This is a genomic window from Runella salmonicolor (genome assembly GCF_024158025.1).
In the GTDB taxonomy this organism is placed as follows: Bacteria; Bacteroidota; Bacteroidia; order Cytophagales; family Spirosomataceae; genus Runella; species Runella salmonicolor.
On record NZ_JAMZEL010000002.1, the window covers coordinates 90,356 to 113,734 of the forward strand.

At 46.6% G+C, this 23,379-nt stretch carries 14 protein-coding genes; 10 read left to right on the top strand and 4 right to left on the bottom strand.

All coding sequences use genetic code 11. The annotated features are described in order from the left end of the window. Positions 1 to 55: 55 nt before the first annotated feature. Positions 56 to 841, bottom strand: a complete 786-nt coding sequence (locus NCI00_RS06250) for a succinate dehydrogenase cytochrome b subunit (protein WP_166559099.1) — start codon at positions 839 to 841, stop codon at positions 56 to 58. Between the two features lie 313 nt (positions 842 to 1,154). Here NCI00_RS06250 and NCI00_RS06255 point away from each other — a divergent pair, with 313 nt between their 5' ends. Together NCI00_RS06255 and NCI00_RS06260 are read left to right on the top strand one after the other, a co-directional pair. Beyond that, a complete protein-coding gene (locus tag NCI00_RS06255; RefSeq protein WP_374758833.1) occupies positions 1,155 to 4,022 on the top strand; it encodes a T9SS type B sorting domain-containing protein in 2,868 nt (955 codons plus the stop codon). 138 nt (positions 4,023 to 4,160) lie between these two features. After that, a complete protein-coding gene (locus NCI00_RS06260) occupies positions 4,161 to 4,805 on the top strand; it encodes a 3-keto-disaccharide hydrolase (protein ID WP_253526113.1) in 645 nt (214 codons plus the stop codon). 91 nt (positions 4,806 to 4,896) lie between these two features. Here NCI00_RS06260 and NCI00_RS06265 read toward each other — a convergent pair whose 3' ends face one another. After that, positions 4,897 to 5,691: a pesticin C-terminus-like muramidase gene (locus NCI00_RS06265; protein WP_253526114.1), complete on the bottom strand. Its 795-nt coding sequence runs from the start codon at positions 5,689 to 5,691 to the stop codon at positions 4,897 to 4,899. 213 nt (positions 5,692 to 5,904) lie between these two features. Here NCI00_RS06265 and NCI00_RS06270 point away from each other — a divergent pair, with 213 nt between their 5' ends. Together NCI00_RS06270 and NCI00_RS06275 are read left to right on the top strand one after the other, a co-directional pair. Beyond that, the gene (locus NCI00_RS06270; RefSeq protein ID WP_253526115.1) at positions 5,905 to 7,845 is read left to right on the top strand and encodes a putative porin; all 1,941 of its coding nucleotides are present in this window, start codon (positions 5,905 to 5,907) and stop codon (positions 7,843 to 7,845) included. Positions 7,846 to 7,989: 144 nt separating this feature from the next. Next, positions 7,990 to 10,674, top strand: coding sequence for a TonB-dependent receptor (locus NCI00_RS06275; protein WP_253526116.1), 2,685 nt, complete (start codon positions 7,990 to 7,992; stop codon positions 10,672 to 10,674). 86 nt (positions 10,675 to 10,760) lie between these two features. Here NCI00_RS06275 and NCI00_RS06280 read toward each other — a convergent pair whose 3' ends face one another. Both NCI00_RS06280 and topA read right to left on the bottom strand, forming a co-directional pair. Beyond that, a complete protein-coding gene (locus NCI00_RS06280) occupies positions 10,761 to 11,621 on the bottom strand; it encodes a dienelactone hydrolase family protein (protein WP_253526117.1) in 861 nt (286 codons plus the stop codon). Between the two features lie 131 nt (positions 11,622 to 11,752). Beyond that, entirely contained in the window at positions 11,753 to 14,215 is a 2,463-nt protein-coding gene (gene topA, locus NCI00_RS06285) for a type I DNA topoisomerase (protein WP_253526118.1), read from the bottom strand. A gap of 199 nt (positions 14,216 to 14,414) precedes the next feature. On the opposite strand from topA, the gene NCI00_RS06290 reads away from it, so the two are divergent. The 6 genes from NCI00_RS06290 to ahcY all read left to right on the top strand — a co-directional run bounded on the left by NCI00_RS06290 (position 14,415) and on the right by ahcY (position 22,855). Further along, a complete protein-coding gene (locus NCI00_RS06290; RefSeq protein WP_253526119.1) occupies positions 14,415 to 15,653 on the top strand; it encodes a NupC/NupG family nucleoside CNT transporter in 1,239 nt (412 codons plus the stop codon). Between the two features lie 118 nt (positions 15,654 to 15,771). Continuing rightward, positions 15,772 to 16,560 (top strand): M48 family metalloprotease, encoded by a 789-nt coding sequence (locus NCI00_RS06295; protein ID WP_114065824.1) that lies wholly within the window; start codon positions 15,772 to 15,774, stop codon positions 16,558 to 16,560. 58 nt (positions 16,561 to 16,618) lie between these two features. Next, positions 16,619 to 18,811, top strand: coding sequence for a S9 family peptidase (locus NCI00_RS06300; protein WP_253526120.1), 2,193 nt, complete (start codon positions 16,619 to 16,621; stop codon positions 18,809 to 18,811). Positions 18,812 to 18,921: 110 nt separating this feature from the next. Continuing rightward, positions 18,922 to 19,524, top strand: a complete 603-nt coding sequence (locus tag NCI00_RS06305) for a Uma2 family endonuclease (protein ID WP_253526122.1) — start codon at positions 18,922 to 18,924, stop codon at positions 19,522 to 19,524. A gap of 414 nt (positions 19,525 to 19,938) precedes the next feature. After that, a complete protein-coding gene (locus NCI00_RS06310) occupies positions 19,939 to 21,198 on the top strand; it encodes an asparagine synthetase B (RefSeq protein ID WP_166559109.1) in 1,260 nt (419 codons plus the stop codon). A 340-nt stretch (positions 21,199 to 21,538) separates the two neighbouring features. Beyond that, positions 21,539 to 22,855: an adenosylhomocysteinase gene (ahcY, locus tag NCI00_RS06315; RefSeq protein WP_166561167.1), complete on the top strand. Its 1,317-nt coding sequence runs from the start codon at positions 21,539 to 21,541 to the stop codon at positions 22,853 to 22,855. The last annotated feature ends 524 nt before the right edge of the window (positions 22,856 to 23,379 follow it).

Below are 23,379 nucleotides of genomic sequence, written 5' to 3' on the forward strand. Positions count from 1 at the left end.
TGTTAATCGTTAGCGAGGCGTTGGGCTAAATACACCATAACCCAAACCCCTTCATTTACATACTTTTAAAGAAAAAATACAAAGGCATCAAAGCAAAGCCAATCGGGATGATGATTCCGAATACTCCCACCCCTAAAAAGGTAAGCAGAGAATTGTACTTGATGTGGTTGATACCCAAAGTCTGGAATGCACTTTTGAAGCCGTGCACCAAGTGGAAAGATACCGCAAACATGGAAAGAACGTAGAAGAAAACCACGATGGGGTTTTTGAAGCCTTCCAACACGCTACGGTACAAATCCTTAACGATTACGACGCGAGTGTTGCTTTCTTCACGGACAAATTCTTCCAGTTTGTTCTTGATTTCCCCTTCGTAAGGCGTTGCGGTTACTTCGCCCGTTACCAGATTTTGTTCGTATTTGGTGTAGGGAACATATCCAAACTTATATTCAAACCAGAAGTTGGACATGTGTACCACGATAAATACCAACAAAACTGTTCCTAAAACGGCCATGTTACGCGAAAAAAACGAGCTGTTGGCTTTTCCGTCGTAGGCTACGTAGCGTTGGGCTCCGCGTGCCAGACGGTTTTGGTACGCAAGATACAAGCCTTCAAAGGCGTGCAATAAAATCAGAGCGTATAAACCGTACGAGATGGTTTTGATGAGCGGATTGGTGGTCATAAAAACGGCGTAGACGTTAAAAGCCAAGCCATCGTCCTGTTTGAATAATTGCAGGTTCCCACTCATGTGGACAATTAAAAAAGAGCACAAAAACAAGCCAGTCAACGCCATGACTAATTTTTTGCCAATGGAGCTTGTCAGTGTTTGGGTAAGCCAAGACATATCAAAAAATGTTAAATTAAAACGATAAATTATACTGTTTTCAGCGGTCAAAAGTAGGTCTCAATCAATTTAGAAACAATCTAAAGTGTAACTTTTTTTGCTAAATAACGAGTGATATTTAAAGCTTGTTTTTTTAACCTTGTGTGTAGATTTTTTGTTTGATAAAAAACTGAAAAACGAATCAGAAAAATGCCTCTACTTTTAAAAACAAATAATTTTTACACCATTTGAGCAAATATTTCGTTTTTTAATTGATAATATGCGACGACCTAACTACAAGGTATTTTTGACCCCATTTTATATTTTACTACCGATGAGGCATTTGACTCTACGTTCTCTACTTTTTCTTTTGTGCGCCTTCAGCACATACTATTCTTACGCTACCCACGTTCGCGCAGGTGAAATCACGGCCAAAAGATTAACCGACAAAGATTTAACCTACGAAATTTTGCTTACCACCTACCACGACGAAATTGGGGGACGGATGGCCAGTGACGGGCAAAACGATGTAACCTTTTGTATCCGTCCGTTTGTAGGGGGGGTAGGTTCAACGTTATTGGCGATGCGAACTGGCAGACAAGCCATCACCAACTCGACTTCGGCCAATACCTTCAAGGCTAATTTTACTTTTTCTTCGCCGGGTGTTTATGTTATTTCGGTGGGGATAGAAAACCGTAATGACGGGGTGGTCAATTTGACCAATTCTGTCAATGTCCCTTTTTACGTAGAAACGATTTTGGTGATTAATGCCTCATTGGGTTTGAACAAAACGCCTGTGATGCTCAACCCTCCCTTGGATTCGGCGCGCATCGGACAGAAATTCTGCCACAATCCTGCGGCATTTGATGCCGATGGCGACAGCTTGGCGTATCGACTTTCGACCCCCAAACGTGGCGAACCGGGGACGTGTATCAACCGAGTGGCAGATGGCTATCGTGACCCTGCCTTAGGATTGAATCCTGACGCTCAAAATGAATTAAAAAACGGGCCTGCTACTTTCACCATTAACCCCATCACCGGCGATTTATGTTGGGATGCACCCGCCGTTGCGGGTATTTATAACGTGGCCTTTATCATTGAAGAATGGCGTGACGGCGTTAAAATTGGGGAGGTAGTACGGGACATGCAGATTGTGGTGGGCGACAGCCCCAACCGAAGGCCGCTGCTCGACCCGATTGCCAACACTTGCGTAGAAGCAGGCCAAACCGTGACCCAAACCGTGCGGGCAACCGACCCCGATAACAACCGAATGGTGCTTTCTGCTTATGGCGGGGTCTTTAACGTAAACCCTGATGGAAAACCCATTACAGATGCGAGCCAATTCCTAGTAGCCCCTGCGTTCGCTACGTTTACGCCGTCGCCTACCACGCCACTGAGTTCGCCTGCGATAGGTACTTTCCGTTGGCTGACCAACTGTAACCATGTGAGGGAGGCTCCTTACGATGTTGTCTTTAAAGTAGAAGATTTACCCGGTAGGATGAGCCTGCAATTGGCCTCGCTGGAGTCGTTTTCGATTCGGGTGGTAGCTCCCAAACCCACTGGGCTTGCGGCGCGGGTTTCGACGGGGGCAGTTCCTGGCTTTACCTTGACTTGGACGTCTTATCTGTGTCAATTGCCCGGCGCACAAATTGCCATTTACCGCAAAGAAGGTTGTACGGGTGGTACGTTTAGTGCCTGTACCAATCCTGGCGACCCGTTGGCGCTGGGTTATACCGAAATCGGTCGTGTACCAGCGGCTACTACAACTTTTACGGATGACAACAATGGAATGGGGCTTCGTCGGGGAGGAGTTCAATACAGTTACCGGATTCGGGTCGTTTATGCCTTGCCGCAGGGAGGAAACAGCCCGCTTTCGGACGAAACTTGTTTGGACTTGCCCGCTCAAATTCCAGTATTGACCAATGTAACCGTTGATACGACAAGCACCACGCGCGGAGTAATCACCGTGAAATGGACACGGCCTCCGTTTGCTCCCGGTGATGTGCCTGGGCCATACCAATACCGTCTTTCTCGGGCAACGGGGCTGAATGGAACGAATTATACCGTTATCGCAACCATCAACACGACCCTCCAACCCAATGCTGATACGATTTATGTAGATCGAGGTTTAAATACTTCCCTCAACGGCTACCGCTATCGGTTGGAGTTTTTTCATACACTCAATGGTACTTTGACCAGCTTAGGAACGACCGAGCCCGCCAGCAGCGTGCGGTTGGATGTGTCGCCAGCCTCGCAAGGATTGCGCCTCAATTGGCAAGCGATTGTGCCTTGGCGGAACGAAAACCAGCGGCACCGCGTGTACCGTGAAAACCGCGAGCGCCCAGGTACGTTTAACCTGATTGCTGAAGTATCGGTGCAAGGGCCTAATACCTTTACCTACATCGACGACGGAACTGACCGCTTTTTGGCCGATGGAGATGTATCCAAGAAGTTATCGACTGATTCCACTTACTGTTATCGCGTCGAGACCGTCGGAACTTACGACAGTCCACGGATTCGGGTCGGGCAATTGTTCAATTTCTCCCAAATTGCCTGTGGCGTGCCATCCGATAGTACCAAGCCTTGTCCTCCAGAGTTAAAATTGGATGTATTGGATTGTGCAACTGTTTCGGGCGGGCCTTGCCCCGAAACCGTCAGTAACACCCTCAACTGGACTTCTCCCGCTACCAATTCGGCCAATCAACCTTGCGCGGCGGTGGCAAGCTATAATGTGTACTTTGCGCGTTATCCCGAAGATGACTTCAAGCGCGTAGGGCAAACGACCGTGCCCGTAACCACCTTCAAGCACAATGGGTTGGATTCTTACGCGGGTTGTTATTACGTGACGGCCATTTCACGTTTTGGGTCAGAAAGTACCCGCAGCAACGTAGTTTGTAATAATAACTGTGAGGATTTTCGGGTACCCAATGTCTTTACGCCCAACGGCGACGGCAAGAATGATTTATTCATCCCGCTTACCTGCTCCATTTTTGTGGAATCGATTACGTTTGTGGTCTACAATCGTTGGGGAGTAAAAGTGTTTGAAACCAATACCCCCGCCCTCAATTGGGATGGAAAAACAACCGACGGACAGGAACTGCCCACTGGAACGTATTTCTATCAGGCTAAAGTGAGTTTTAAGACGCTGGCCCGTGAAAGTGAGCCTGTTACAACCAAAGGATGGATTCAGCTTATTCGGTAGTTATAACCGATACGATAAAAAGAGAGAGGGGCTTCGGCCCCTTTTTTATGGATTTTGGCAGAAAAACGACTCCAATCAAAAGTAGTAATTAGGCGGGTGTATCCTTATGTTATTTTAAACCTTAATCATTGAAGAATCATGAAAAAAGTTTTGTATTTCGGAACACTGATGCTCTTAATGGCCGTAAGTGTAAGTTTTGCTCAGAAGAAGAAGAAAGACGGTTGGATTACTATTTTTGACGGAAAATCAATGGACGGTTGGAAAGTCGGGGAGAATGCTTCTACGTTTAGTCTTGAAAACGGTACCCTCAAGGTGGCAGGCCCCCGGGCGCATATTTTTTATGATGGCAAAGTGGGAGAGCATAACTTTAAGAATTTTGAATTTAAAGCCCAGGTAATGACTACCCCAGGTTCTAACTCTGGAATCTATTTTCATACCCAATACCAAGAAGGCGGTTGGCCTTCAAAAGGCTACGAAGTGCAGGTAAATAACTCACATACCGACTGGCGCAGAACGGGAAGCCTCTACGGAGTTCAGGATGTAAAAGATGTTTTTGTGGACGATAACGTGTGGTACACCGAGCACATCATTGTGCAGGGCAAGCACATTACCATCAAAATCAACGACAAAACCGTGGTGGATTACGTAGAACCTGAGGAGGTAGCAACGAAGGTGAAAGATGGTGGTCGTAAAATCAGCAGTGGAACTTTTGCGTTGCAAGGCCACGACCCCAAAAGCATAGTTTATTATAAAGATATTATGGTTAAGCCCTTGGGCGAATAAATAGGCCTACGATTTGTTTGAAGAAAAACCAAAGCCGCATCTCTTTGTCAGGGGTGCGGCTTTTCGGTGCATTTATGAATGATTTATAGAATTAAACATCCCAATCCTGCTCGTTGAGGGAGTTTTCCAAATGCGTATCGGGTAGCGCGTGAGGAATGGAAGGGTGTTCTTCAATGATGGGCGTTTCGGAGTAAAGGTCGTTGCTCCAGATGGTTTCTACGACTTCAATAGACTCATTTTCAGGCAATTCAATCGCGTCAATCACTTCGGCAATTTCCGAGCCAGCTTCAATGGGCGGGGCGTTGGGGTCGAGAAAAGTGGCATAGAATGTATCGTTACGGTAGGACAAGGGTTCTCCACCCGAAAAACGCTCAAACGACTGAGCTACGGTATCCCAATCTTCCCGCAATACCGCCTCGGTCAGGGTAGGAAACTTGCTTAGACCGGGGTTGTAGGCAAAGTCAAACAGAATGTGTTTTTGCTTTTCAGATAAATTCTCCCACGAAATCATGTCATGCGTTACGGTGTCACTTTCATCGGCAAACTGGGCCAGTTGCGACCGCAGCCGGCGTTCGTATTCATCTACGAGCACATGGTCAAACAGTGCCTGTTGTTGCTCTTCCGTAATGTAAAGCTCGTGGCGGTGTTCATTGACCCAAGCTTGGGCGTCGTCGCCCGTTTTGGATGCTGCATCCATAAACGCCTGTGCGGTTTGCGGATGAATGCCCGCTTTGGTTAAGTCTTCGTAAATCTCCATGGGCGTACGGCTTCCCATGTCATAGCCGGGACCAATCGTTACTCCCGATAAACCACCCGGAAAATGGGGCACCAGGCTTTGGCCCTGATGACCTATTTCTTGCTGATACGTAAAGGAATATCTGGACATTTGACTCTTCAGTAATGGTTACAACAAAATTAACATGCTTTGAATGACAAACCCTAACCGAATACTCAAAAGGTTAAATATCGTTAATTCTTGTCAAAGTGTTTGATGTAATTGCTTGAAAGTCAGCATAAAATAAAAAAGTGGGCGTGAAATAAAGGGCAATTCAGGGTCTACGATGAACGGTAGACTAAAAACTTATACTAACTTTGTGGCGTGAAAAAGTGGTTATACATTGTTTTTTGCGGGTTTTTCTCCGTAGCGGGTTACGGCCAAATCAGGATGCCGACGGGCGGCTCTTTAGGCTCAGGTCAGCAGGGCGGCTTGGGGCAGGGGGGGCAGGTCAAAATTGATGATTCTACCAAGGTGATTTATGGCCCCCGTACCGCGCGTTATTTTTTGGAAGAGGATATTTTTAATAACCACAAAACCCTCTATCAAATTGATACATCCTACGATGATTTTCATCGCTATAACTTTGTACAACGTGCTGATTTTCAGTTGGTAGATTTGGGCAATTTTGGAACGGCTTCGCGGAATGTATTCTTTCGCCCCATCGAGCAGCTTGGTACTCAATTTGGTTATGATGCTTATTCCCCCTATGCCTACCAAATCAACGACGTAAAATACTACGACACTAAATCTCCGTATACCAACCTCTACCTGACGTTGGGCGGCGGCGGGCAAAATATCCTTCGTTTCGACCACAGCCAAAACCTCTCTCCCCGTTTAAATTTGGGAATGAACGTTCAGCGTTTTACCACCAATAAACAATTCGGAACCAGTGGGCAGAGTGATTCCCAAACGAATTTAGCCCAGAATTGGGGGTTTGTTTTTCACGGAAATTACCGCTCAAAGGATGAAAAATACACTTTTTTGGGGCAATTCAACCACCTGAATCACCACGTGTACGAACAAGGCGGGATGTCGCCCGACAGCCTTAACTTCAAAACCGACCGGGGCATTGAATACGATAACCCTTCGGCTACGTTTCGGACGGCGCAATCATGGGAGCGGCGCAACAATTGGCATACCTACCAGCAGTATGTCTTGGCGCAGGGTTTTCAGGTGTATCATGTGTTTGATTACAAACGCAGTATTGATGTTTTCTCCGATACTGACCTGACCAATGCTCGTTTGTACGGGTTTTACAATAATTATTACTACGATTCTACGCAAACCCGGCAGGAAGTAAAGTTTCGATTGTTTGAAAACAAATTTGGCATCAAAGGACGTTTTCAGGGGTTTAATTACCGTGCTCATTACCGTCAGCGCATTGCCAATATGAACGGTGCTTATACCAAAAGCGACAGCACAACGGGGACATATCGACTCAGCCGATTTGAAAATTTTGTGGGATTATGGCTTGCTTATTACCTCAAAGACAGCACACAACGCGCCACGGCCGAATTTGAATATCTGTTGGGTCGTGATTTTAAAATCAAAGGAGAAGTAGTAAGTAAATGGTTTAAGGTAGGTTATCTTTCGACGTTTACGTCGCCTACTTTTGTACAGCAATTGTACGATGCTAATCACCTGCGTTGGACAAACTCCAACCGATTGGTCAATTCAAACAACATCTACGGCCAAATAAACGTCAACACAAAGCAACTTCGATTGAGTCCTCGGCTGGATTATCATTTAATCAACAACTATTTTTATTATGATACCGCAGCCGTGGCGCGTCAATACACCAGTGCGTTTAGTGTGGTGCGCGTAGGAGGTGAAGCCGAATGGCGTCCGGGCAAATTTCAATTTTTGACCCAGACTTACTATACATTGGTGTCAAACAATGACATTTTGCGTATTCCGCGCTTTTTTGCCAACTTTCGGGCTACTTTTGATTTTGTTTATGCCAAAGTTCTTTTTCTACAGGTAGGGGGAGAAATCCATTATAAGTCGGCCTATTATGCCGATGCCTACATGCCCCTGACCCAGCAGTTTTACCTTCAAAACCGCCTCAAAACTGAAGGTGTGGTCTACACAGAAGTCTTCCTTAATGCCCGCATCAATCGGGTCAGATTGTTTGTAAAAATGGCCAATGCCGCGCAAGGAAATTATCAGGGCGCACTGATACGTGGGTATTTCTCTACTCCCTTTTACCCCGTTGTGGGGCGGTCGCTTGGTTTTGGGGTCAATTGGCCCCTCTTTGACTGATTTCGTTCGTCTATGTTTTTCCCCTATTTAGTCGTTTAGACCTTACAGTTGGTCGTTTTTATGTGCTTTCTAACGCTTTAGGAGTAACATTTGTATACTTAAAATTGTCTTAAGTAGTAGACAAATTATCATAATCAATTTATAATGAAAAAAGTATTTTACATTTTAACAGCCGTTTTAGGGATTACTTTCACTTCTCAGGCGCAGTTTCCCGGAGGCGGGGGCTTTGGTGGGGGTGGTCGCGGTGGTGACCGTGGTCCGGGCGGAATGGGCCAACAACAACAGCAGGCTATGCCTGACCTTCCCAAAGGAAACGGGCGGGTATCAGGATTCATCGTCGATTCTGCTTCTGGTAAACCAGTTGAATACGCAACCGTTGCCCTTTTTGATATTAAGACAGGTAGACCGGTCGACGGTTCGGTGACAGACCTTAAAGGGGCATTCTTATTAAAAGGAGTACCCGATGGAGATTTTAAGTTTGTGGCCAGTTTTATTGGTTACAGAAACTTCGAAATTGCCAAATTAACGATTGGAAAAGGCAGTAAAGAACAAAATTTGGGGAATCTTAATCTTCCCCCCGATGTGCGTACCCTGGCGGAAGTGACCGTAACGGGAGAAAAAGCCATCATCGAAGATAAAGTGGACCGCTTGGTATACAATGCCGAAAAAGACATTTCAAACTCAGGAGGTGATGCGGGTGATGTGCTTCGCAAAGTGCCCCTTCTTTCGGTGGATTTGGACGGAAACGTGTCGATGCGCGGTAGTGAAAACATCCGTGTATTGATTAACGGCAAACCTTCTACTATCGTTGCCAACAGTGTGGCTGATGCCTTGAAAATGATTCCATCCGACCAGATTAAAACCGTTGAAGTAATCACTTCACCTTCGGCAAAATACGACGCAGAAGGCTCGGCGGGTATCATAAATATCATTACCAAGAAAAATACGCTTCAGGGCATTACAGGCTCGGTTGATATTGCAGGCGGAAATCGGTCGAGCAATTTGTTCGGAAACGTAAACCTGAGAACTAAAAAGTTGGGGGTATCGGTCAACGCGGGTGGACGTATGATGTACCCGCCAACGGGTGGCTATATCAATATCAGTCGTCAATTGGCCAATGGTGACGTAGTCAGAACCCGTCAAGAAAACAATGGTCAACAATTGGGTGGATTTGGAAATGTGCAGTTGAGTCTCGACTATTCACCTACTGCAAAGGACAATGTGACACTGAGTGTTCGCAACAGCCGCCGGGCGTTTAACTTGGACAATACACAGCAGTCATACAGCTTTTTTGGTACGACCGTTAATCCAACATTTGCCAATAAGATTGATACCAAAAACATCGGTAACAACCTTGACGTAAACTTGGATTATACCCGCAAGTTCGAAAAAGAAAATAAGGAATTTAGCATCCTAGCGCAGTTGAGTCAAAATGCGGGTGACAACAGCTATACCCGTGACCAGTACCGTGGCTCAACGGAGGGTGAATTGTTTTACCGTGAAAGTAACCCCAACAAAAGCTTAACTAAGGAGCGCACCTTACAGGTTGATTATCAAGATCCAATCAGTAAATATGCCCAAATTGAAACGGGAGCTAAAATGATTTTACGTCATATCGAAAGTGATTTTCGTTTCAATTATGACAGCACGGGCCGGGGCATTTATACGCCTAATCCGCAGAGAACCAATATTTTTAGCTATGACCAAAACGTGTTTGCGGGTTATCTTTCATTCCTGTTTCAAACGACCAACAAGTGGGGTTTCAAACCGGGCTTGCGCTATGAGTACACGCAATTGGGTGCCAAATACCAAGATGCTCCAGCGGTAGAATTGCCAAACTTTGCAACGTTGGTTCCGAGCATTACGATTTCAAAAAGCCTGAAAGGAAACAAAACGATTCGTTTCAGCTACAACCGCCGGATTCAGCGTCCGTCAATTCAGTTCTTGAACCCCAACGTTTCGCAGAGTGATCCGTTCAACGTTTCTTTCGGAAATCCGAACCTTAACCCTGAGTACACCAACAACTTTGAAGTTAACCTGAGTACGTTTATCAAAACAACAACGCTTAATTTCTCGGCTTATACCCGTATGACCGAGGGCTCGATTGAAAGCGTGCGTTACCGTGGTGGACAGGCATTGTTTGACCAATTGACCAGTCAGCAAGGGGTAAACGTTGGAAGTGTGATAGTAAATGATAACACGCTTCTCTCCACTTTCCAAAACATCGGCAGCAACCGTGCGTATGGTTTGAACGTATTTGCGATGGTAAAACCAGTAAAAGGAATGACCATCAACGGAAACGTCGATGTACGTTATATCACGTTGAACAGTCCTTCATTGGGGGTTAAAAACCAAAACTGGACTTATAACCTCTTTGGTCAGATTCAGTACCAGCTAGGCAAAGATTGGAGCGCTCAGATGTATGCTTTTGGTCGGGCACGCGATATTCAGTTGCAAGGTACCCGTGGTGGTTTTATGGGATACAGTCTAAACATTCTGAAAGAGTTTAAGAAGCAACAAGCCAGCTTAGGTTTTGGTGCGGAGAACTTCTTGCAAAATGCATTCAGCCAACGCAGCAACCTCAACAGCACGACTCCTGGAAATATCTTTAGCCAAGAGCAGGTCAACTTGATGTACAACCGTGGTTTCCGTCTTACCTTCCGTAAGCGTTTTGGTAAAATGTCGTTTGACGGTAATTTCTTCCAACGTAAGAAAAGTGTTAACAACGACGATACCAAACAGGGCGGTGATAACTCAGGCGATAGCGCTGGAGGACAGCCGGCTGGCGGTGGTGCCACGGGCGGCGGTCGTCGCGGAGGAAGCAAATAGAATAGCTTTTTTGATATATATCCACACCATAAAAAAAGCCCTTCCAAGTCATTGGAAGGGCTTTTTGTTTACGGGTTGGGGAGTAATTAACTGCCTAATTCCTTCTTAAAGAGGCCAATGGTTCTTTCCCATGCCAGTTTTGCAACGGCCTCGTTGTAGCGCGTAGGGGCAGAGTCGTTGTTGAAAGCGTGTTGCGCACCTTCGTACACATACAGTTCATACTTGATACCTGCTTTTTTGAGGGCTTCTTCGTAGACGGGAATTCCCGCGTTGACGCGCTCATCCAATGCACCATAATGGAGCATCAGTTTTGCTTTGATTTTAGGTACATCGGCGGCATCAGCTTGCCGTCCGTAATAAGCGACGGCAGCGTTGAGAGAAGGGACGTTTACGGCCAGTTGGTTAGCCATCGCACCACCCCAGCAAAACCCTACGCAACCTGTTTTGCCCGTACAGTCTTTGCGAGACTTGAGATAATCAAAGGCTTTGATATAATTATTGAGGTTTTTCTTGGCGTCAAGCTGTCCGAAATACGTGCGAATCTGCTCGGCATCGGTAGGTGTGCCGCCAAACGGAGAAAGGGCGTCGGGCGCAAGGGCGATAAAGCCCGCCAAAGCCACGCGGCGGGTTACATCTTCAATGTGGGGGTTAATGCCCCGATTTTCGTGAATGACCACCACCGCAGGGTAATTGCCAGGGGCCGCTGGCCGCGCCAAATAGCCTTTCATTTGCGTGCCATCTCCTTCGTAGGTAATGTTTTCGATGGTCAAACGCTCGTCGTTGGGTTTGACGGTGGAGGCGTGTGCATAATTGATTTCTAACAAAGGAAGCACGGCCATTGCTGCGGCCGTGCTTCCAGTGAGTTGGGTCAATCGCTTGAAAAAGTCGTCCCGTTTGAGGGGCTTGTGTGTATACTCGTCAAAGAGATTAATAATGCGTTGGTCCATGTTTTGTAGGAGTGAGAAGTGAGTAGAAAGCAGTGAAAATAAGTACAATCGGTAAATAACTAAAGCAATTTACCACTTATAAACTACTCATTGTTGCGTTCTCTCTTCTGAACACTGACTCCTAAAAAAAACTATCCTCCCGCTAGTTTCAAACAATCTTCCAGCGTAAGGGCGGCGGGATCGGTGTCTTTCGGGATTTTGATATTTCGTTTTCCAACCGCTACGTAAGGGCCGTACGGTCCACGCAATACTTTAACGGTGGTGTTTTCAGCAAATTCCCGAATGACCTTGTTGCTTTCGGCTTCCCGTTTTTTCTGAATGATTTCGAGGGCTTCTTCCCGCGTCACGCGTTGCAAGCTCATGCCCTTGGGGAGGGAATAATACTTGTCGTCGTGCTTGATAAACGGCCCATACTTGCCCATACCCGTGGTGATGGGTTTCTCTTCCAAAAATCCCAGTCCTTCGCCTTCGCCAGCCAAGTCGCCGCGTTTGAGGCGGATGGCGGCAATGCACGCCTCGGCTTCGATGGTATAGGGGTCGTCACCGCGGTCGAGAGAGTAAAATTTGTCGTCGTGCTTAACGTACGGCCCGTATTTACCCACGCCTACCACCATCGGTTTGTCTTCAAAGAACCCTACTTCACGGGGCAGCGAAAACAGCTCAATGGCTTCTTCGAGGGTAATGGTTTCTACGAGTTGGCCTTTTTTGAGGTTGGCGTATTGGGGTTTAGCGTCTTCGGTTGCTTCGCCGATTTGGACGTACGGGCCGAATTTGCCAATCTTGGCAAAAATCGGTTTCCCAGATTTGGGGTCAAGTCCTAGCTCACGGGCTTCGGCTCTTTTGAGTACTTTTGAACCTTCTACTTCACCGATTTTCTGGTGAAATCCTTGGTAAAAACCATCAATCATTTGTTGCCAAGGTAGTTTTCCTTCGGCAATTTCGTCAAACTCTTTCTCCACGTTGGCCGTAAAAGAGAAATCAACGACGTTGGGAAACAGTTCGACCAAAAAGTCGTTCACCACCATGCCCGTGTTGGTCGGAAATAACTTTGCTTTTTCGGCGCCGTAATTTTCTTTTCCAACCGACTCTTTTAGTTCGTTTTGTTTTAGTATCAGTTCTTTATAATCCCGTTCTTGCCCTTTTTTATCCTGCTTGACCACGTATTCACGCTTGATAATGGTCGAGAGGGTGGGTGCATAGGTAGAAGGACGTCCGATGCCCATTTCTTCCAGTTGCTTCACCAAACTTGCTTCCGTGTAGCGGGGTTTGGGGCGCGAAAATTTCTCCGTTGCTTTCAGAAAATCCAAATTCAGGATTTGCCCAATGTTGAGCGGAGGCAACATTCCTTTGGTGTCTTCTTCCTCGTCGTCTTTAGATTCTAGGTATACTTTCAAAAACCCGTCAAACTTAATGACTTCACCTTGGGCTACCAATTCTTCGCTGGTGGTTGAAATGGTAATGGTGGCAATGGTGCGTTCGAGCTGCGCATCGGCCATTTGGGAGGCAATAGAGCGTTTCCAGATTAATTCGTACAGGCGTTGCTCATTGCGGTCACTGCTGGCTTTCAGTTCCCCAAAGTTGGTCGGACGGATGGCTTCGTGGGCCTCCTGAGCCGATTCGGATTTGGTTTTGAATACGCGTTTTTGGTGGTATTTTTCGCCGTATTCGCTGTTGATTTGGTCGGTTGCTTTTTGCAATGCCTCCTCCGATAGATTGGTGGAGTCGGTACGCATGTATGAAATCTTACCCGCTTCGTAGAGTTTTTGGGCCACGGTCATCGTTTGCGATACCGAAAAGCTCAATTTACGCGAAGCCTCCTGTTGTAAAGTAGAAGTGGTGAATGGCGGTGCGGGTGATTTTTTACCAGGTTTTACTTCCAGATTTTTGATTTTAAAGGTAGCGCCTTTGCATTTTTCTAAAAATGTTCGGGCTTGTGCTTCCGTTTCGAAGTTCTTGGGCAGCTCGGCTTCGAGGACTTTTCCACCTTCCAGAATAAACTTGGCAACGACTTTAAAGGAGGATTTGGACTCGTGGGCTTCCACTTCCCGCTCCCGGTCAACAATGAGGCGCACCGCTACGGACTGCACCCGTCCCGCCGACAGCGCGCTGCTGTTGCCTATTTTTATTTTTCGCCATAAAACTGGGGATAATTCATAGCCCACAAGCCGGTCAAGTACGCGGCGAGCCTGTTGGGCATTGACCAAATCCATGTCGATAAGGCGTGGATTTTGGATGGCCTTTTGCAGGGCTGTTTTGGTAATTTCCCGAAAAACAATCCGTTTTGTATCTTTTGGTAAGCCGAGTGCTTCTTTCAAATGCCACGAAATGGCTTCTCCTTCGCGGTCATCGTCAGTTGCAAGCCAAACCTCGTCGGAAGACTTTGCTAGCTTCTTTAACTCATTGATAACCTTTGTTTTATCGGCAGAAACTTCGTAGGCAGGTTCGTATCCGTTTTTAACATCTACCCCTAAATCTTTGTCGGGTAGATCGCGAACGTGGCCAAAACTGGATTTGACCGTGAAATCTGCTCCGAGGTATCCTTCGATGGTTTTGGCCTTGGCCGGTGACTCAACTATAACTAAGTTTTTTGACATGGTGGGTGTGTTTAGTCCCAATATTGCCGTCAAATATAGGGGGGAATCTGAGTGGAAACAAAATTGAACGGAGGGTAAATGACTTTATTTTTTGTAAAATGAGGATATAATTACCGAAAAATAAAACGTCATTCCTATCTTTACCCACTTGATTTAACCAAAACTAACCTACACTTTAGAGATATTACTGACACACTTCATGGAACGTTTCACTGGACTTATTGGGATTGTATTAATTTTAGGTATTGCCTACGCGCTCTCCAACAACCGCAAAGCGATTAACTACCGCACCGTTGGTGTAGGACTGGCGCTTCAATTCGGACTAGCCGTCTTTATTCTTAAAACCACCATTGGACAAACAATGTTCGATTGGCTAGGCAAGGGTGTTCAGAAAGTTTTGGGTTTTTCGGATCGCGGTGCCGAGTTTGTGTTTAGTCCATTGGTAAAACCTTCCGTACTTAATAAGGCCTTCGGAGCAGGCAACGATTTTATCTTTTTCTTCAGCATTGTTCCAACCATTATTTTTGTGGCCGTTCTCGTTAATATTTTGTACCATATTGGTCTCATGCAGCGAGTCGTGGCGGTGTTGGCTAAGTTGATGAAATGGCTGATGGGCGTAAGTGGAGCCGAGGCCTTGTCAAACGTGGCATCGGCGTTTGTGGGGCAAGTAGAGGCCCAAATCATGATTAAGCCTTACCTCAAAGGCATGACCAACTCCGAGCTGCTCGCTTCCATGACGGGAAGTTTTGCCTGTATTGCAGGTGGGGTAATGGCTACCTATATTAAGTTGGGCGTGCCTGCGTCGTACCTGATTGCGGCGAGTTTGATGGCGGCGCCGGGGGCGTTGGTGATTGCTAAAATTGTGTTTCCCGAAACCGAAACTTCCGAAACGAAGGGAGTGGTGAAACTAGAAATTAAAAAAGCGCACGCCAACCTGTTGGATGCCATCGCAGCGGGAGCCAGCGAAGGACTCAAAGTGGGCTTTAACGTGATTGCTATGTTAATTGGATTTATTGCCCTGATTGGCTTGGTCGATTTTCTGTTGGGGAAAGCAGGGGGCCTTTTTGCTTTTCCTACGTTGAGCCTTAACTTTTTGCTCGGAAAAGTTTTCTCGGTATTTGCCTGGGCCATGGGCGTGCCTTCCAAAGATGTGGAAGTAGCGGGGGCCTTGATGGGGACCAAGATGGTAATCAACGAGTTTGTAGCGTACTTGGATTTGGTACACATCAAAGATACCCTAGATGCCAAAACAATCGCCATTACGAGCTTTGCCTTGTGTGGTTTTGCCAATTTCAGTTCGATTGCTATTCAGGTGGGTGGTATCAGCGAATTGGCCCCGACGCGTCGTTCGGATTTAGCACGTTTGGGCTTTAAAGCACTTATTTGCGGAACTTTAGCGTCTTATATGTCGGCAACCTTGGCGGGGTTGCTCATTTAATCATAGACTTTTTACAAAAAATACAGAGCGATTAAAGTCAGGTATGATTTTTTTATCGCTTATCGAATACATGCCTTTATAACAAAGGCTACACTATTCAACTTTAAACTTTAACACAATGGGACGTTCTCGTATTGGTGGAAGGCTACTGATTGGACTAATCATGGCCGTGGTTGCATTGTTTGGTTACTTTAACAAGTCGCAGGTAAATCCAATTACTGGCAAAACGCAACGGGTAAGCCTTACCCCTCAGGAAGAAATTACGCTGGGTCTTCAAAGCGCACCGCAAATGGCTGCCGAATTTGGAGGCTTGTATCAGGATGAACAAGTACAGGCGCTGGTAAAGAAAGTGGGGCAGGGGATTGTGCAGAATACCGAAGTAAAAGACGGCCCTTACCAATTTGATTTTCATGTCTTAGCTGATGCCGAAACGGTCAATGCGTTTGCCGTTCCGGGAGGGCAGATTTTTATTACGATGGGCCTGTTGAAGCGCCTCAAAACCGAAGACCAACTGGCAGGCGTACTTGGTCACGAAATTGGGCACGTGGTAGGCCGACATTCGGCGCAGCAAATGGCCAAGCAAGAGCTAGTAGGTGGATTGGCAGGGGCGGCATCGGTGGCTTTATCCGACCCCAACTCTCCCAATGGCAGTGCCTACATTGCGCAATACGTAGCCAACCTGATGAACCTAAAATACGGTCGTGACGATGAGCTGGAATCGGATGATTTTGGCGTAAAGTACATGATACAAACGGGCCGAAATCCCGAAGCTATGGTGGAGGTGATGGAAATTTTGGCCGCCGCAGGTGGGCCGAATCGCCCCGCTGAATTTCAGAGTACCCACCCAAGTCCTGAGAACCGAGTTGCAAAAATAAAAGCCGCAATGGCTAAATACCGTAACCCGTAGGGGAAGCCTGCCCCTACGTTTATCATTTTTCTATCAACAAATCAATAAACCCTTTGGAATGAAACGCATCCATTTCTTACTACTTTTTCTTCTTGTACAACTTTCGCTGCGGGCGCAATTTAACCGAGGTGTTCAGTGGACCGAAGACGGCAACGGTTATCGCCGTATTGAAAACAAGGAAATTGTCCAGTATTCATTGCCCGATTTGCAAAAAACGGTGTTGATTTCTGCTAAGCAGTTGACCCCTGCGGGGAAAAGTGAACCCTTGACCGTTCGGAGCTACGAGTTTTCGGAAGATGGTCGTAAAGCATTGATTTATACCAACACCGCGCGTGTGTGGCGCTACGACACGCGGGGCGATTATTGGGTGTTGGATTTGGACAAAAATACCCTGACCCAAGTGGGGAAAGGACGTCCCGTTTCTTCTTTGATGTTTGCCAAATTCTCCCCCGACGGCAAGAAGGTAGCCTATGTAAGCGAACGTAATATTTTTGCCGAAGACCTCGCAACGGGAAAAATCACCCCGCTGACCAAAGATGGTACCACGCGCCTCATCAACGGAACCTTTGACTGGGTGTACGAAGAAGAATTTGACTGCCGCGATGGTTTCCGTTGGAGTCCAGACAGCCGAAACATAGCCTATTGGCAGATTGATGCTACCAAGATTCGTAATTTTCTGATGATTAATAATACAGATTCTACCTACGCTTTCAATGTGCCTGTAGAATATCCGAAAGTGGGAGAGCGCCCCTCTCCGTATAAAATTGGCGTGGTGAGTGCGAGCGGTGGTGCTACTAAGTGGATGAGTACCCCCGGCGACCCGGGCAATACGTACATTCCTCGCATGGAATGGGCCAGCGCCAACGAACTGGTGTTGGAACAGCTCAACCGGAAGCAGAATCAAGCAAAATGCCTCTATGCCGACGTAAAAACGGGCCGCACTACCGAGTTTTATGCCGACAGTGACGATGCTTGGGTCGAAACCAAAAGCAGCTACTCATGGGCCGACAGCCCCGCGGGTTGGGATTGGCTAAACGGTGGGAAAGAGTTTTTGTGGATGAGTGAAAAAGACGGCTGGCGTCACCTCTACCGCGTGTCGCGTGATGGTAAAACAGAAAAGTGCCTCACGGTGGGCGGCTACGATGTGATTGGAATTGTGCGAATTGATGAGAAAAACAATTATGCGTACTTCATGGCGTCGCCTGATAACGCTACCCAAACCTACCTGTTTCGGGTAAGATTGGACGGAAGTGGGAAAGCAGAACGGATGTCACCTGCAAGTCAGGTGGGGTCTCATCGCTACGATATTTCGCCCAACGGCGCGTGGGCGTCTCATTCTTTCTCCAATGCCAATACGGCTCCCATGAACGAGTGGTTGCGCCTTCCGGACCACAAAGCCCTGAAGGAGAGTGATGATATTACGGCAAAATTGGCCGCGCAAACGTCGGCTAAGAAAAAAGTGGAATTCTTTCGGATAAAAACCGAAGATGGTACGGAGTTGGACGGATGGATGGTGAAGCCAGATAATTTTGACCCGACAAAAAAATACCCGATTGTATTCTCGGTTTACGGAGAACCCGCTAGCTCTACCGTCATGGACCGTTGGGGCACGGGCCGCAATGGTCTTTACATCGGAGATATGGCCAAAGATGGCTACATTTATGCTTCCGTCGACAACCGTGGTACGCCTTCTCCGAAGGGACGGGCTTGGCGTAAAGCCATTTACCGTAAAATTGGCATCGTTAACATTCGTGATTTGGCGATGGGTGCCAAAACCTTATTTGCGCAAAATGCCTTCATCGATACCAGCCGCGTAGCAGTGCATGGTTGGAGCGGGGGAGGTTCTTCGACCCTCAACCTATTGTTTCAATACCCTGACCTGTTCAAAACGGGCATTGCCGTAGCAGCAGTGGCTGATCAATTGAGTTATGACAATATTTATCAAGAACGGTACATGGGAATTCCGCAGGAAAATCGGGAGGATTTTGTTAGTGGGTCGCCACTCAGCCATGCCAAGAACCTACGCCCTACCCAAAATCTCTTGTATATTCACGGTACGGGCGATGACAACGTGCATTATCAGAATGCCGAAAAATTGGTCAATGAGTTGATAAAGTACAACAAACAGTTCCAATTTATGCCCTATCCCAACCGTTCGCATGGTATTTACGAAGGTGAGGGTACTTCGCGCCACTTAAATACGCTTTTTACTAAATTTTTAAAAGAGCATTGCCCACCCGGCGCAAAGTAGAGCGTTAGAGGGGATTTGTTTTGAGATTTGCGATGGCTCTTTCGGTTTGTTCAAACCGAAAGAGCCATCGGTTTTTTTTGTACTTTTACGGTAAGAAATCATAAAGTACTATGGGACAGCCCGAATATCAGCAGCGTTTAAGTATTGAAGAGTACCTAGCGCTAGAAAAGGAAACCGATACAAAATACGAATACCACGATGGCGAGGTGTATGCAATGGCCGGCGGAACCCCTACGCATAGTCTGATTGCCAATAATGCAGGACGTAGCTTAGGAAATGCACTTTTAGGTAAACGTTGTTTCGCGTACAACAGCGATTTGCGCGTGGCCACGTCGCGCAATAAATATGTGTACCCAGATGTGTCTGTGGTGTGCGGGAGGGTTTCTTTTTTTGAGGAACTTAAAAATGCGGCCAATAATCCCGTGTTGATTGTTGAGGTACTGTCGGAAGAAACCAGGGCCTACGACCGTGGGGGTAAATTTATGCGTTACCGCATGATGGAGTCCTTTAGGGAATATGTCTTGATTGACCAAAGCTTGCCTTTTGTGGAAGTATTCTATAAAAATGAATTGAATACGTGGGAATACCGGGCTTATACAGACTTAGAAGGGATGATTCCGCTGCATTCATTGGACATCGAAATTCCAATGGCTGATATTTACATGGGCGTTGATTTTCTGCCTTTTGACCCTGAAAATTTGCAATTGTTATAGCTTTCCCTTTTTGGCGGTGACAACACCGCCAAAATTTAGCTTCTTCTTTTCCCTTTTTGGGTAGTTGTCTCCGTCAATAATTGTTGTCTGTTTTCTTCTTTGCCCGCCACACGTTGAGGCAAGGAACTCTCGTGAGCATCTCTACTGCCTATTTGCTTCACTGCCAGCGTTTTTGCCTTTTTGTCATTCTGACATTTTAAATTAATTTTCAGAAAAAGTATAATCCTTTTCTTCCTTGAAAAAATAAAATTTTCTGCTATTTTTGTTAAGGAAATTTCGGGTACTGAGGCGGCATAAATGCACACCGTTGTTCCTTCTCAGTACACTGTTTCTGTAAGGCCCAATTCCCGTTAACCATTTCGTTTACAGTCCCCACACGACCAGTCCACAAACCTGTTAACTCTCACGGACGATATGAAAACTTGGTATCTGTTCTTTTTGCTTCTGGCGACGGCCACCAAAAGCCTAGCCAACGCGGTCCTCATTCCGATGGACGACAAGCAATCCAACCACCTAAAAGCGTACGGCGTTGCCTATTGGGTATTGAAAGAAGATTTAGAGGTGGATTGGTTGCTCAATTACCGGGGTGGTAGTTTTTTGATTAAATATTCCTCAGCGGTGGAAAAAGAATGCCGTTTGCGGGGGGTATCCTATGAGGTCATCTCCGACGCCACGGTCAATTCGATGATGACCTACATTACCAGTCCCGACGTAAACATGGATGCCGTAAAGCTCCACAAGGCCGCCAAAATCGTGGTGTATAGTCCCATCAAAGTGGGGCGGGCCTCGTTTGAGGATACCGACGCCGTTTTGCTGGTGCTCAAATACGCCGAAATCCCGTTTGAGATTGTGTACGATGAAGAAATTATGAAAGGCGATTTGGCCAAATATGATTGGCTGCACCTCCACCACGAAGATTTTACGGGGCAATTTGGCCGCAATCGCCGCCGGATGAGCCTTGAAGATTTACAGGCGCAGGAAAATATCGCTAAGAAATTCGGCTATAAGAAAGTTTCCCAGCTCAAGCTCGACGTAGCCCGTACCATCAAGGGCTTTTGTGCGGGCGGCGGGTATTTGTTTGCCATGTGCTCAGGGGCGGAGTCGCTGGACGTGGCCCTGGCGGCCGAGGGGGTTGACATCGTACCGTCCATTTTTGACGGGGATGGCATCGACCCTAATGCGCAATCTAAACTTGATTTTAGCAAAACATTGGCCTTTGAAGATTTTAAATTGGAGCTTGGTGACGACGAATACCGCGGAGGGATGTCATTTTCTAGCATCAATTCTTCTTCTGGCCAAGGATGGAACGACGAAAGCAACAGCTTTTTTTCATTGTTTGATTTTTCGGCCAAATGGGATGTGATTCCTGCCATGCTCGTCCAAAACCACGAAACACTGATTCGGGAGTTTATGGGACAAACAACCGCCTTCAACAAGAAAACCGTTAAGTCAAGTGCGTTGGTGATGGGGCAAAGCAAATCCTCCGACCGCTATATTTACGGTGAGTTAGGCCGAGGACAGTTTACTTTCTACGGCGGCCACGACCCCGAAGGGCAGCGTGGTTTTCACCGGATGCCCACCGACCTCAATCTCCACCCGCACTCCCCGGGGTATCGGCTTATTCTGAACAATGTGCTTTTCCCTTCGGCAAAGAAAAAGAAACGGAAAACGTAGAAAAACCATCCTGCTGCCGTTGGCGGAGTTTTCTCCGCCAACCCTTTTTCCCTGCTACGAATTGTTGGTGAAAAAACACCAACAATGGCAAAACCTAAAATAGATAAAATATCTTTCTAATTTTTATATTCTCCACTAAATGTCTAATTAACGGGGGCTTTTAGGGGTAATTATGCCAAAAAATATCTTTTTTTAGAATTACCCCCTGTTTTATCCACTTCCAAAGTAGCATTCACATTCATTTATCGGTTAATTTTGTGAGATTTTTATCTGAATCCCAAGATAAGAAGTCGGAAATTAGCATTAAGAAATCGAAAATTAGAAATCCCAAATAAATCACATGTCAACAGCAACTGGAACGTACGTACCGTACAAAGTAAAAGACATTACCTTGGCCGAGTGGGGCCGGAAAGAAATTCGTTTGGCCGAAGCCGAAATGCCCGGCTTGATGGCCCTTCGCGTAGAATATGGCGAATCAAAGCCGTTGAAAGGTGCACGCATCGCTGGATGTTTGCACATGACCATCCAAACGGCCGTTTTGATTGAAACCCTCACGGCTTTGGGTGCGGAAGTAACCTGGTCATCTTGTAATATCTTCTCTACCCAAGACCATGCCGCCGCTGCTATCGCCGCCGCTGGTATTTCGGTCTACGCGTGGAAAGGCATGACCGCCGAAGAATTTGACTGGTGTATCGAGCAAACCTTGTTCTTTGGCGAAGAGCGCCATCCCCTCACCATGATTTTGGACGACGGTGGTGACTTGACCAACATGGTGTTTGACAACTATCCTGAATTGATCGCCGGAATCGGCGGTTTGTCGGAAGAAACAACCACGGGCGTTCACCGTTTGTATGAGCGTATGAAAAACGGCACCTTGTATTTGCCAGCCATCAACGTAAACGACTCGGTGACAAAATCGAAGTTCGACAATAAATATGGTTGCAAAGAGTCATTGGTAGACGCTATCCGTCGCGCTACTGACTTGATGTTGGCGGGTAAAGTAGCCGTGGTGGCAGGTTACGGCGACGTAGGTAAAGGCTCGGCTGAATCGCTTCGCGGAGCAGGTTGCCGCGTATTGGTGACCGAAATTGACCCAATCTGCGCGTTGCAGGCGGCAATGGACGGATTTGAGGTTGTAACAATGGACGAAGCCGCTCCGCGCGCCAACATCTTTGTAACTGCTACGGGTAACATCAACATCATCAAGCCACGCCACTTCAAAACCATGCGCGACAAAGCCGTGGTGTGTAACATCGGCCACTTCGACAACGAAATCGACATGGCTTGGTTGAATGCCAACTACGGACAGACCAAGATTCAAATCAAACCTCAGGTGGATTTGTACGAAATCGACGGCAAAGAAATCATCGTATTGGCCGAAGGTCGTTTGGTGAACCTAGGTTGCGCCATGGGCCACCCGTCGTTTGTGATGTCAAACTCTTTCTGTAACCAAACTTTGGCGCAGATTGAACTGTACACCAACCCCGGTAAATACGACAAGCAAGTATACATCTTACCAAAACACTTGGACGAAAAAGTGGCGAAACTCCACTTGGCTCACATCGGTGCTCAGCTTGAGACCTTGGATGAAGAGCAGGCTTCTTACATCGGGGTAACCGTGGAAGGACCGTTCAAGTCTGATTTGTATCGTTACTAGGAGTTATCATTTTTCTTCTGTTGGGTGTCGGTTCTTTAGAGCCGACACCTTTTTTTTGGACTAATGTCGACTTTCATTTTCACGCAGAGGCGGGGAGGAGCAAAGGTGCTAAAGGGTGACTCATGCCGATTTTGCTTCAAAATTTCAAAAAGATACCATTCGGATTAGTAAATAAATTGTGTTTCCAGAAAACCCCTTCAATAGAAGCGCAGAAGCCCATTTTGCTTTACTTTTTGGGATATTCAATATACGTATTTGGGGGGCACTTGACCTTCATTCGGTAAATTTTTTAAATATTTTTACCATTGTTGCTTGACATAAGCGTATATTTGTCCATATTTGTTTTTTACTATTAAGTACTTCCACTCTTGTTATGGTAAAATTAAACGTTATGAAAAGTATTTCTAGTCCTTTCACACTCGCTCTTTCCAGCAAAGGCGACTTCCCTACTTCTTTCGTTAAAATCATTCATTTGTTCTTTACGGGTATTTTAAAACGTTCTTTCGCAAAATCGAACGAAAACA